10 protein-coding genes are annotated in these 13,390 nt (G+C 50.7%); all 10 read right to left on the bottom strand.

Features of this window, described 5'->3' with window-relative positions; translation table 11 throughout:
- Positions 1 to 200 precede the first annotated feature (200 nt).
- Positions 201 to 1,388 carry a pyridoxal phosphate-dependent aminotransferase gene (locus tag C7U56_RS02065; protein ID WP_106999940.1) on the bottom strand — a complete coding sequence of 396 codons (1,188 nt, stop codon included), beginning with the start codon at positions 1,386 to 1,388 and terminating at the stop codon, positions 201 to 203.
- Positions 1,389 to 1,638: 250 nt separating this feature from the next.
- Complete coding sequence (gene cbiB, locus C7U56_RS02070; RefSeq protein WP_233430151.1) at positions 1,639 to 2,658, bottom strand: adenosylcobinamide-phosphate synthase CbiB; 1,020 nt, start codon at positions 2,656 to 2,658, stop codon at positions 1,639 to 1,641.
- Positions 2,659 to 2,681: 23 nt separating this feature from the next.
- A complete protein-coding gene (locus C7U56_RS02075) occupies positions 2,682 to 3,140 on the bottom strand; it encodes a bifunctional adenosylcobinamide kinase/adenosylcobinamide-phosphate guanylyltransferase (RefSeq protein ID WP_106999942.1) in 459 nt (152 codons plus the stop codon).
- A gap of 15 nt (positions 3,141 to 3,155) precedes the next feature.
- Positions 3,156 to 3,941, bottom strand: a complete 786-nt coding sequence (locus tag C7U56_RS02080; RefSeq protein ID WP_106999943.1) for an adenosylcobinamide-GDP ribazoletransferase — start codon at positions 3,939 to 3,941, stop codon at positions 3,156 to 3,158.
- 71 nt (positions 3,942 to 4,012) lie between these two features.
- Positions 4,013 to 4,654, bottom strand: a complete 642-nt coding sequence (locus C7U56_RS02085) for a bifunctional adenosylcobinamide kinase/adenosylcobinamide-phosphate guanylyltransferase (protein ID WP_106999944.1) — start codon at positions 4,652 to 4,654, stop codon at positions 4,013 to 4,015.
- An 87-nt stretch (positions 4,655 to 4,741) separates the two neighbouring features.
- Positions 4,742 to 5,884, bottom strand: coding sequence for a nicotinate-nucleotide--dimethylbenzimidazole phosphoribosyltransferase (gene cobT / locus C7U56_RS02090; protein ID WP_106999945.1), 1,143 nt, complete (start codon positions 5,882 to 5,884; stop codon positions 4,742 to 4,744).
- A 282-nt stretch (positions 5,885 to 6,166) separates the two neighbouring features.
- Positions 6,167 to 7,543 carry a TolC family protein gene (locus tag C7U56_RS02095; protein WP_106999946.1) on the bottom strand — a complete coding sequence of 459 codons (1,377 nt, stop codon included), beginning with the start codon at positions 7,541 to 7,543 and terminating at the stop codon, positions 6,167 to 6,169.
- Positions 7,544 to 7,557: 14 nt separating this feature from the next.
- A complete protein-coding gene (locus C7U56_RS02100) occupies positions 7,558 to 8,748 on the bottom strand; it encodes a TolC family protein (protein WP_106999947.1) in 1,191 nt (396 codons plus the stop codon).
- A gap of 57 nt (positions 8,749 to 8,805) precedes the next feature.
- Positions 8,806 to 11,814, bottom strand: a complete 3,009-nt coding sequence (locus tag C7U56_RS02105) for an efflux RND transporter permease subunit (RefSeq protein WP_106999948.1) — start codon at positions 11,812 to 11,814, stop codon at positions 8,806 to 8,808.
- 19 nt (positions 11,815 to 11,833) lie between these two features.
- Positions 11,834 to 13,126, bottom strand: coding sequence for an efflux RND transporter periplasmic adaptor subunit (locus C7U56_RS02110; RefSeq protein ID WP_106999949.1), 1,293 nt, complete (start codon positions 13,124 to 13,126; stop codon positions 11,834 to 11,836).
- Between the last annotated feature and the right edge of the window lie 264 nt (positions 13,127 to 13,390).

Here is a 13,390-nt window from a genome sequence, read left to right on the forward strand (position 1 = left end):
TATTTTTCTGCCATTTGTCCTTTCAAATGACAGAGGCTATTTTATGGGTTCGTGTAACTGTTCAGTACCTTCACAGTCACGCGCAAAAATCCATTAAAAATTGCCTACGGCAATGGGATTTTTGCCTGCTGGCCCATGTTTTCGTACGGTCAGCGCAGTAAATGCGCAGACCTACTGAACAGTTACGGGTTCGTTTTATATTACAAATTCACATTGTGTTTTTCTTCAGATTGTACCTCTTTCAAAATATTTATCAACCTTTCATTTTCTCCCCGGTTCCGCACCACCACCCGGTAATAATGACGGTTCAGCCCCTCAAAATTCTCACAGGCGCGAATCAAAATGCCATGCTCTAAACAACCCTGTTTGTAATCGCGCGAATCCTCATCCGGCGAACGGAACAACAGATAATTTGTCTGGGACGGATAAACGATAAATCCCAGTTCTTCCAGTTTTTCCGCCAGCCGCGGACGTTCCGTCTGCAAAGATTTAACCGTCCATTCCAGCAGATTTCCTTCTGAATGATCCGCCAGTACCGCAAATGCCGCCACCCCGCCCGCCTGTGCCGGAGCCGAGACACTCCACGGCTGGCGGAACTTCTCGAGGCGTTCCCGGAGTCCGGCATTGGAGATGATGCCATAGCCCAGGCGAAGGCCTGCCATTGAGCAGATTTTGGTCAAGGCATTTAAGAGGATAACGTGATCTCCAACACCATTTAACAAATTTCCAACAAACGAACATTCTCTCCGTGTATCCAAAAACCACTGAAAACACTCGTCCAGCATAAGCCAGGTATGTGTTTCCCGGCAGACCTGTGCCAACCTTTCCAGCTCGGTGGCTGAAATGGCGCGCCCTGTCGGGTTATTGGGATTTCCGAGAATCAAAATTTTTTCCCAGACGTTTTCACGTTTAGAGGATAAAGTTGGGACCGAATCTATCTTCGATGCATCCCCGGAGCCATCGCAAAGCATGGCATACAATTCTTCCCTCGCACTCTCCAGGGAAAATCCATTTTCATCCTTTAAATGAAGCCACCGGATCTCGCAGCCGCACATCCGAAGCGCCTGCTCATACTCCGAAAATCCCGGTGCCAGCAAAATCGCCTGTTTGGGCCGAATCGCTGAGACAACTGCATATAAAATATCCGAAGCACCGTTTCCAAACACGAGCCAGTCCTCCGGAATCGGCGTGCCGTCTGCCTCATAAAAAGCAGCCGCTGCACGCCGCAGCTTCCGGCATAAAGCATCCGGATATTGTTCCCAAGCAGCCGCCGATGCCATCACAGCATCACGGACAGCCTGCGGCATTCCAAGACGATTTGTATTGACTGAAAAATCTAACTCTACGGCTGCATCACCGTAAATATCGCCGCCGTGCGTGTATGGCATAGATGCTTCCTCCCTGTTGTTCCCTCTTTTTATATATTCTTTATCTGTTTACTGTTCTCTTATTTCGTTCTGTTTTGTAATTGTTCAGTAGGTCTGCGCATTTACTGCGCTGACCGTACGAAAACATGGGCCAGCAGGCAAAAATCTCATTGCCGCAGGCAATTTTTAATGGATTTTTGCGCGTGACTGTGAAGGTACTGAACAGTTACTCTGTTTTTAATATTTTTATCATTCCGGAATTCTTCCAATTCTATAAAAACAGAATCACACCGCGCACCACCAACGCAATAATCCCCATGATTCCCGCCGCTCCATACATCAGGCGGTTGACCCGGCGGATGTCCTGCGGTTCAATCGGGTGTATCTCATCACCGATATATGGCTTCGGAACTAACTTGCCGAAATACCAGGCATCGCCCGCCAGTCGCAAGCCCAGCGCGCCGGCGCATGCCGACTCGGTCTGCGCGGAATTGGGGCTTTTGTGGTTCCGGCGATCACGCCGCCAGATACGGTAAGCATTCTTTCCGTCATATCGTAAAAGGTATGCAGAGACTATCAATAAAAGCGCTGCCAGACGCGACGGAATCAGGTTTACCAGATCGTCCAGTTTTGCTGCCGCGCGTCCAAAATGCAGATATCTGTCATTTTTATATCCGACCATCGAATCCATCGTGTTGACTGCCTTGTACAGCCAGCCAAGAAGCGGACCTCCGATGGCCAGATAAAACAAAGGCGCAATCACTCCATCCGACGCATTTTCCGCTACCGTCTCAACTGCCGCCCGTGCGATCCCCGCCTCTGAAAGAGGTTTCGTATCGCGCCCGACAATCATCGACACTGCATAGCGGGCTTCCTCGATCTCTCCCGCCTCCAGCTTCCGGCAGACCGCCATGCTCTCATCCCGCAGGGAGCGCGCCGCCAGCAGATAGTAAGTCATGACCGCCTCGACTACTGTCTGAATCCAGATGCCGCCCAGACGGGAAATCCAGAGGATTGCGCCTGCCACACTGCCTGTCACAAGCAGCACCAGACACACAAAAAGAACGCCCGCGCGGCGTTCCCCCCGTTCCGTTGCATGCTTTTTTCCAGCTGGACGCAAATATTTTTCCAGCCACACAATCAGATTTCCGATCGCCCGGACCGGATGCGGCATCGAATGCGGATCACCCAGGCACAGATCCAGAAGATAACCTGCCAGAATCGCAGCTAAGTGATATCCGACCATTCTACCTTCTATCATTCCTGTCAATACTTTACTGATTGCTGTCATTTTGTCTACTCCCAACTATTCTTTTATTTGATCCGCATTCCCAGACCGCAGATAACCCGGTGCACTTCCTCCGAATATGCGGCGATCCGCTGGCAAATGCGCCCGTCTGTCTCCCGGTAATCGCGCTCAAATGCTTCCATCGGCACAATGCCGCAGCCGATTTCATCCGCCGTCACGAATGCATCCGGATTTTCCTGCATCAGGCGTTCTGCAAACACGTATGGATCGCGCCCGGCTTCCATCTCACGCCTCACAAACAGTTCAAAATGCGTGATCAGATCCGCCTGCATGATCGTCTGTTCGTCCGTTTCTAATCTCCCATCCGCGATGCGTGCCGTAACTCTACACGCTTCTGGATTTTTCGATCGATTCAGAACGGTGGATAAGTCTTTTGCTTTCCTCCGTTCCAAAGTACGTTTTTCCCACAATTTCATCGCATACGCTGTCTTTCCTTGTTCCCTGCCGCCAATTATAAAAATCATTCTGCTTTTCCTCGCTTAAAAATTCAAAAACCGCAGGCACGTACCTGCCAGCCGCATCGCCGCCAGCACCAGCACCACATTCCGCTCGCAGCTCTGCAGAAAATGCCCTGCCAGATCGCCGTTGATGCCGCCAAATTCCCGCATGGAAAAACGATAATAACAAACGAAAGTCACAAGGGCTGTTAAGGCTGCCAGAGCGCCGCGCAGATGTCCCCAGTAAATCATCCAGCTGATCGCCAACACTGCTAAAACTGCCATACTCACGCGAACACCCTTTGTCTCGGCACTTCTGGAAAATTCAGCGGCAAGCCCGTCCTTTTTCGCCTTTGGAAATGCCACCACCGAATAGCCACTGCAGGCGCGTTCCAGCATAAGCGCCCCCGGCAGCAGCCACACATCTGCTCCCACAAGCTCAGAAACTGCCCCCGCATAGAGAAGCAGGTACAGCCCCAGACCGATGATCGCAAACGCCCCCGTATGGGGATCTTTTAAAATCGCCAGCTTTTTTTCCCGCTCGCCGTAGGAATGGCGCGCATCCGTCACATCGAGATACCCGTCCATATGGATTCCACCGGTAATCAATAGTGGAACTGCCGTCAACAGGCAGGTCTGGAACAGAACTCCAGCACCCAAAATTTCACAGAGCGCAAACGTGGCTATCTCTACCGCCCCGATCACCGCCCCGATCAGCGGAAAAAAACAAAGCGCATAGCGCATCCGCTCTTCCGTCCAGTCCATGCGCGGCATCGGAATGCGTGAATACATGGAAAATGCAATGACAAAACTTCCTATCAGATTCAATCTTCGATCCCCCTGACTCTATTCTGGCAACCATAACTTTAGCAGGCATTCCGCTCTGTTCCACTCACTGACTACCCTACATCTTTTGTCCTTTCACCGGCTGCAAAAACAGGTGTTGACACCGCAAGCGGAATTCCATACACCACTTCCGTCACCGAATCCGCCATCTGTCCCAGTTCCCGGTTGATCCGTCCCAGAAGCTCTATGTACCGCTCCGATTCCAGATCATACGTCACACCGTCCGAAAAGATCTCATTCGTTACAATGATAAGGTCATGGCACTGGTTTTGCAAGTGTTTTATTCCTTGCAGAATCCGCTCTTGCGCACCATTTTCCTGAGCATAAAATTCATTGAGGACAAGGTTGGACATACATTCAAGGAGAAGCACTGGTTTTTGTGCCACTCGGCAGGACTCCCAGCGCTTCAAACTATCGTTTTCCTGTTCAGCGTCCAAACCAGCCGAATTGGACTCTTCGAATCTCTCCTCTAATTCTACTGTTTCTAACCCCGTATACCGCTCAATCGTCTCAAACCCTTTTGCCGCGCGCATCCGCCGATGGCGCTCCACTCGTTTTCTGCCTTCATCATCCCAAATCCGCATCGTCGCCAGATACCAGAGTGTCCCGCCGGTCCTGTTCCGGCACTGCACGGCAGTCTGTTCGGCATATTCGGACTTACCGCTGCCACTGCCGCCTGTAACTATATATAACATCGTTCATTTATCCTCTTTTTCACCGAATTGCAGCAGTTTCCATGCTTTAAAAACATACGCAAAAAATGTTTTAATCCGTATATCTCATCACACCAGCGGCTTATATTCCTCTATTTCCATCTCCGCAAACGTATCCATATCCCGGTAAATGGACAGCGCCATATCCAGCAGTGGAAACAGCGCCAGCGCCCCTGTACCTTCTCCGAGTCGAAGTCCCGCCTGGATAGCCGGAGTTACTCCTATCAAATCAAGCAGCCAGATAGACGCCGGTTCCGCCGATACATGGGCTGCCAGCATATAGTCCGTCGCTGCCGGTGCAATTCTTCCGGCAGCTGCCGCCGCAGCTGCCGCGATAACCCCGTCAATCACAACCGGAACATGATAGATGGCACCGCCCAAAAAAGCACCTGCCATCGCCGCCAGATCGAATCCGCCTACCTTTTGCAATACCTCCATGCCATCCATGGGATCCGGGTGATGCAGTCCGATTCCACGCCGGATTACCTCCGTTTTCCGTTTCAATCCAGCCGAATCTAAACCCGCCCCAGCTCCAGTGACAAGTTCTGGATCCTTTTGCAGCAGAACCGATGCGACCGCACTGCTGGTCGTCGTATTGCCGATCCCCATTTCACCCACTGCAGACAAGCGGTACCCCTGCTCCTTCAGCACACGCACTGCATCGATTCCCGTCAAAATGGCTGTCAACACCTCCTGACGCGTCATCGCTGCTGCTTTTGTAAAATTGGAAGTTCCACGGCGGATTTTCCGTTCCGTTAGGGGATAAAGTTCTCCCCGATGTTCTACCTCACAGGCAATTCCCATATCGATCGGAAACACATCTGTCTCTGCCTTTACTGCCATCAGGCAGGAACAGCTCCTCCCGCGTGTCATATTCGAAACAACTGCCGCCGTAACCTCCTGCCCGGTCTGTGATACTCCTTCTTCGACTACCCCATTATCTGCGCAAAAAATTAAAAGCGCACGCTTGGAGAAGTCTGGCACTTCCTCCCCCTGCGCTGCCGCCGCCCGCACAATATCTTCCTCCAGGACTCCCAGACTGCCAAGCGGTTTTGCCACATGCTCCCAATGCTTTTCTGCCTGCTCCCGGATTGTCTTGTCCGCTGGTACAATCTGTTTCTTAAGCTGGTCAAACCGTATTTCCAGCTCTTTTTCCGAAAAATGCCGAAAATCTTCCAGAGATTCCAATGTCTTCATATTCTCCTGCTGCATCTATATGTTCCTCCCGTTTTCATTTCCGGCCTTTTCCATGGGTCCGTGAACGGGCGTACCCTTTCAGTCTATCGTTTACCGGTTCAAAATTCCGCCTATGATTGTACCATTGACCGGAACAATACGCAAATACAAATTTGTTCTCACACCGAAAGTACGAAAACAGTAACAAAACGACACCCCCATCCGGGCAGTGCCGTTTTTTTCAAACCCATCTTATAAAATTCTATTCCACATATCCATATAAAACATATAATCTTAGGAAGCGCAATCACTTGGTCCTCACGCAACCCCTTTCAACATCCACTCATACGCATCATATGCCGTCCGCAGGGAAATCTCGGCAGTCTCTAGTTCTGCTTTTTTCTGCAGATAGGACGCCTCGCCCTGTAAATACGTTGCTTTATTGATCGCACCGGACTGATACTTGATCTGGGTGGCGCTGTATGTTTTTTCGGCAGACTGGTAGGCTGCCTGCGCCGCGTCGCGTTCTAGGCTTAATGCCGCTATCTCAGCGTACTGCTCATCCGCTGAGGCGCTTGCAGCGCTCTCGGCTTCCTCGATCTGCTGGTGGCGCAGCTTGCGCGCCGCATCTCCGGTTGCGGAGGATCGTCTGGCTGATTTGACACTGGAACTTGCAACGACAGCTGCCGCACGGTCCGCATCCAGATTCATAGAAGCCAGTTCCGTTGCCGATACGGCTGGAATTTCCCCCAGCGTAATAGAAGTTCCGCTCTTTCCAAGTAAAATGGCAAGCTGGCGCAGCGCCTTATTTGCCTGATCGGTCGTGGATTGTAATGCTGTCTGGGCGCTTAGCAGGTTTTTCTGAGCCTGCAGCAGATCCGTCTCCGTGCAAAGCCCCGCTGCCAGTTCCCGCTCTTTGCGATCTGCCTGCGCCTGATAGTTCTCTGCCGTCTTGGCAGCCGCCTCCACCTCGTCCTGAAGCTGCCGGCAGGTGCCCCACTGGATCTGTGCGGTCTTTACGACCTGCCAGACCGTCCGGTTTCTGGACGCACGGCTTGACGCCGAATTTAAGGAAGTGAGCGACTTTTTATACTGCTTCGCTGCCATCGACAGCGTTTGTGCATTTCGCTCATAGGTGCCGATCAGTGCCTCATCTCCGCCCGCATCTTCGAGCTCATCTGCTTTATAGTTCATATCCCGGGCACCGGAAATCATCGCATCGTAGGCTTCCTGGTGGACGGCAAGGCTGTCCTGATAACTGTAATCGGCGCTGACAGCCGTTCCATTGCCGCGCCGCACCAGCGCCTCCAGTTCCCCGTACTCTATCACAGAATCCGCGAGCTGTTCCTCCGTATAGGAGCCGGACTGGCTGGCGATCGTGTTGTCTGCGCTGTTTTCGGTTATGGTGCCATCTTCCAGCGCCGGACCATCTGCCTCGCTGTCTGAATCACTTTCTGTGCCGGAAATCAAAGGCGTTTTCGCCGCCTGCGCCGGGCTCGATACAAGAATACAAGCCGCCAGGGCAATTCCGATCGAACGAGTCAATCTGCTTTTTCCGATTCGTTTCACATTATAACCGTCCAGATGCACATCCAAAGCACTTGCACCGCTTCGGTCTCTTTCTTGCCCCTTGCGCATCTTTTGCTCTGTCCCAGCTTCCGCGTTCATCCATTTTCCTTTCAGATTTCGCATCATCCGCCCACCCCTTTCTACTGCGTGGACGCCAGACCGCCCACCGCCCACTGGTAGGCGAGCTGCGCCTGGAGAAGCGACATCGCTGCCGTCTCTTTTGCCACGGATGCCGATTCATAGGAATAGGTTGCGCTCTGGTATGCGTTCTGGCTGATAAGTCCGGCTGCCAGCTTGCGGTCGTTGGTCTGTTTCGTCTTTTCTTCTAATTCAAGGCTGCGTTTTGCCTGTTCATACTGTGCCTCAGACATCTTCAGATTCTGATAAGCCGACTGGACATTCGACTTGACTGCCTCCTTCCCGCTGGTCAGAGTTGTCTGGTACTGCTCTTTAAGGGTGCTTGTCATCGCATTGTTGACCTGACGTACCAGAATCTTTAACTGATAATTATTTTCCTGTGCTTTCGCAATGTCCTCTTCGAGGTTGACCGATGCACTCATCTGTTCCTGCGGGTCCGGTAATGCACAGATTTCTACTGATGCGCCATATTTCCATCCAAGCATCTGGCACAGGGATTCCTTCGTCGATGCAATATTGCTCTCCGCCGTCGTGATGGACGCCTGCGCCTTTAAAAGAGTCTCCTTGGCATCCAGCACATCCGTCTGGGTCGCGCTTCCGGATGAAAGCTTTAAGTTTGCCGTCTCATAGTCTTTTTCTGCCTTGGACACCTGGTTCTGCACACTCTTTAAGTTTTCCTGGGCATTCCAGTACTGGATCATCAGGTTCTGCGCCTGCTGTACCAACGATTTCTCGGTCTGCGTATACCCCCACGCCTTAACATTCGCATCATCGACGTTATTATCGCCCTGCTCGCGCATCTGGGTCGCGGAAGCCTCGCTTCTCTGTGCTGCTGCCAGAGCGGAACCATAATTCGCATCATCTGAATCCGGGTACTCGATGCTGCTCTCGATCTCATCTGCCGCGTCATAATATTCCTGCGCGATCTCATTGCTGTCTTTGCCTTGATAATCCTTGTACTCGATCCGGTTCTTCTCCACTGTGCTGTTGTACTCATGGATTAGATCAGCAATCTCGTCAAATTCGAGCTTATCATCCTGCAGCGAAGCCCATTTTTCTGTAGAATATGCAAATTGCGGGCTGGCTGCCAATACCTGGACCGGCGCACCTGCCGCCAGAAAAAGCCCCAGTGAGCAGGCTGCTGCACCGGTCGCAATCCGATGCTTCAGACATATTTTTTTATTTCGATTCATGTATGTCACTCCATTCCGATATATCTGATTTTAACAATTATCCTATTCTGTTTCCAATTAATCTATGTCCGGTATCTCTTCCTTTGCTTTCCGGCTCAGCAGTGCGTAATATACTGGAACCATGAAGAGCGCGACAATCACACCTGCGGTCAGACCGCCGATATCTACGATCGCCAGGCCCTGTGTCGTGGAACCGCTGCTTCCGATTGCCAGTGCCATCGGGATCATCGCGAGGATGGTTGTCATACTTGTCATCAGAATCGGTCGGATACGGGTCGCACCTGCCTCGATGAGCGCTGTCCGCAGATCCATTGTGGAGCGATACTGGTTGACCGTATCCACGTAGAGAATACCGTTATTTACAACAGTTCCGACCAGAATCAGGAAGCCAAGCAGGGACGTCATACTGATGCTGACGCCGGTCAGCTTCAGTAATCCGAAGGAACCAACCAAACTGAACGGGATGGTCGTCATAACCATGATGGAAAACTTCACAGACTCAAACTGTGCCGCCATGACAACGAATACCAGGAAGACTGCAATCGCAATCGCGCGGTACAGGGAGCTGAACTCACTCTTCATCATACGGTCACGGCTGTTCTGCCCAATGCTGATTGTACCGCTTAAGTTCGGAGTAATTACCTCACTGTTGATTTGCTGCTGTACATTATCACCGGTGTAATCAGCAGAGATTGTGATCTCATATGCACTGTCGGTTCTGGAAATCGAAGCCGGACTGTCCTCAAATACGACATTTGCCACATCGGTCAGTGCCACCTTCTGTCCGTTTGTTCCCGTCAAAATAATATCTTTTATGTTATCAACTGTCTCGTACTCGCCCTCCGGATACTCAACCGTTACCGTAATGTCCTCGCCGTCAATTTTAAGTGTCGTCGCGTCGATACCGCTCAACATCTGGTTGATCGTCGTTCCGATACTGGAAGCCGTGAGTCCATACGCCTTTGCCATGACCGGATCAATCTTCAGGGTAACGATCGGTGCATTATTCTCAATACTGGAATGGATGTTGATGACATCCGTTCTTGCTGTCATTTCCTTGACAATCTTATCACTAACTTCTTTTAATTCATCATACTGCGTGCCGTGAAGAATCACTTCATAGCCGCGCTGTCTTCCCATGAAGCTCATGGAAGTCGATGCCGATACGTCGATCGTACAGTTTGCAATGTTATCCATCTCTTTCTGCCACTGATCGGCTACATCGTCTGTTTTCATGGTACGGTCATCTTTCAGATAGGCACTGATCTCGCCGCTGTCTCCGTCGTAACGCAGCATGTACGAATCAATCTGGTCGCTCGCGGAAACAATCGCCTCCGCTTCTGCCAGCGCCTCCTCGATCTTTTCCTGTTTCAGCCCCGGACGCGTCTCTATGCTGACACTGACTGTACCGGTATCATCCGATGTCATCAGCTCCGTCTGCATTCCGCTCGCCAGAATTACCGTCAGTACAAGTACCAGAACCGAAAATCCCATAACCATCGCCTTGTGGTTTAACAGACGGTCCATGATGCCGCGGTACCATTTCTGTAAACGTTCAATCGGACGTCCCATCAGGGCGCGCTTCGCCTCGCTCGGTTTATAGAACAGATAACACAGCGGAACCACCGTCATCGCAGACAGCAGGGACGCTGACATACAGAACACGATCGTAAATCCCAGCGGCTTGAACATCTGTCCGGTCATACCGTTTAAGAATGCCAGCGGCAGGAATACGACACAGGTCGTAATCGTCGAACCGATGATCGAGTTAATGACAATGCCGGTTCCGTGAAGCGCTGCTGAAAAATAGCCAAGCGCCCCCTTGTCTTCCTGCTCCGCCGTTGCACGGAAACAGCTCTCCAGTACAACGATCGAGTTATCGACCATCATGCCGACGCCGAGTACCAGCGCACTCATCGTGATAACGTTCAACGAAAATCCTGCCATCGTGATCGCAATCAAGGACATCAAAATCGAAGTCGGAATGGAACTTCCGACGATCAGAGACGCCTTATAATCGCCAAAGAACAGGAAAATGATAAACATGGAGATGATAACCGCCAGAACCATTGTCTCTGCTACGTCTTTTAAGGAATCAAGAATCGTGTCAGATGTATCATTTGCAACCGTGATCGTCAGATCCGAATCATCTGCCATCAATTCTTCAATTTTCTCTTTTACAGCCGAGGACACTTCCATATCTGTGCTGTCCTGCTGCTTCTGAATCGAAACGGAGATCGTCTCCTGACCGTTGTAACGGGAAATGCCGCCCCGGTCTTTCGTTGCCTCATACACATTTGCCACATCCGACAGAGAAATAATCTGTCCTGCCGGCGTCTTGATTGGAATATCCTGCAGCTCATTTACCTGTTCTGTTTTTAAGGAGGTAGTAACGGAAAGCTCCAGGTTTCCGGCATCTGCCTCACCCGACGGGGATGCCACGTTCGCATCGTTAATCGCACTCGCAACATCCTGCATGGTCAGATTGTACTGATCCATTTTTTCAGACTGTAATTCAATGCTGACGTACTTAGAAGAACCGCCTCGCGTCTCAATGTTTGCAATTGAAGAAATTCGCTCTAATTCAGGTACTATCTTCTGATCCACATAATCGTAAAGGTTTGTCTGCGTCTTATGTGCAATCGAAAGCATCATACTGTCTCCTTGATTGGAGTTCATCGACATAACGCTCGGTTCCACATCATCCGGCAGCTCCCGCTGGATATTGTCCAGTTTCTGCTTTAAGTTGTCATACGCCTCATCCATATCGGTGCCGTAATCGTACTGAAGCATGATCATCGAACGTCCATCGCTCGATTCGGAGGTAACCGTGTCCACACCTTCCAGCGTACCGATCGCATCCTCGATCGGTTCGGTTACCAGCTCGCTGATATCCTCCGGTCCTGCGCCTGAATAATTTGCCATGATAATCAGCATTGGCGTCTCCATATCCGGCATCTGCTCCAGCTTTGCCGAAAAGACCGATGAAATACCGAATACAACCAGACACAACAGAGCCATGACAGTAGTAACCGGATGTTTCAGGATATATTTCGTTACTCCCATGTCTTACATTCCTCCTGTCCTACTGTTTCTGTCCATTTTTTGCATCTTTCGGAGCACCTGCATCACCCGCAGGCTGATCGTTTCCGCCATCTGCCGAAGCGCCCGCTTTCTGTCCATTTTCAGACCCTGCCAGGGCATCAGCTTTCTGGTTTCCAGCTTCATCCGCTGCTGCCGCATCTGTTTCTTCACCCTTTAAGTTAACGGTTGAACCCTCATAAAGCTGGGAACTCCATGTACTAATGACGAGATCATCGGCCGTCAGCCCGGACTTGATTTCCGCCAGCTCCGTATTATAAAGCCCCACTTCGACTTCCACTTTATGTACCGTTCCATCCTGGTAAACATAGACATTTCCAACGCCGTTATCATAGTAGATTGCATCTACCGGCACGGTCATGACATTCTCTGCATGCTCAGAAGTTACTGTTACCTTGACATTACTTCCCGTTGAAAGGCTGTTCGCCTCCGGCAGCTCTGCCTTTATCTTAAACAGACCGTTGCTCTCGTCCGCCATGCTGCTGACATCGGTAATCACACCATCATAAGTCGTTCCATCTTTTACAATCGTCATCGCGTCGCCCTGATTTAAGTTGCTCATAACACGCTCGGATACGTAGAACGATACCCGTTTATCTCCCTCACCGGAGATAACGCAGAGCTGCGTCTGCTGGTTGACATGATCATATACATCAATATCCATCGTCTCAATCTTGCCGGAGATCGGTGCGGTCACGGAACTGTATTCCACCTGACGGTCGTAGTTTAATTTTGCCGATTCATAATTTAACTGTGCCGTCTTCGCCTGGTTCTGATACTGCTCCCATTCCTGATCAGAAATATCTCCTCCCTGATAAAGAAGCTGCATACGGCTTAAATTGCTCTGTGCCTCGGTCAGGTTAACAGAGGCGGAGTCCATCGCATTTTTCGCCGTCTCAACCTGTTCGGTATTGATCGTACAGAGAAGCTGACCCGCTGTCACCATATCACCGACGCTGACGTTGACACCCGTCACATCGCCGGATGCCTTCGCATAGACATAGACAACGTCCGATGCCTCGACAGTACCGGATGTGCTGGTTGTCCGCTCAATCGTTCCGCTCTTTGGATTCTCAGCCGCAACCGTCGCCACATTGTCCATCTGCGTGTCCTGCATACCGCCTGGACCGCCCGGACCGCCGCCGGAACCTCCTTTGCTGCCACCCTTGAAACGCATAAAAAGCGCCGCAAGTACGATCAGCACCACCACCGCAATGATGGCTGTTTTCTTTTTATTCTGCTTTACCGTTTCCATCAGAGAAGATAGTTTACTCATTTCGCATATTCCTTTCTGGTTTTTCCTAATTGTCCCTAGTATAACATCCCATTTTTAAACGAGTTTCAACTAAATATAAACTGAATGTAAACGAACCGTGAAAAAAATGTGTTGCACCGTTCACAATCAGTTTAAACTTATGTGGTATAATATGAGCACTTAGTGAGGTCTTTTCGAACTTAGTGCGAGTCATACCTAAGTCCTTAATGAAGCCGAGCCGAAGGTGAGAGCTGAATTTAGTACTTATGGTATACTATGAGTATT

This window comes from Clostridium fessum, from assembly GCF_003024715.1.
GTDB classification, from domain to species: Bacteria; Bacillota; Clostridia; order Lachnospirales; family Lachnospiraceae; genus Otoolea; species Otoolea fessa.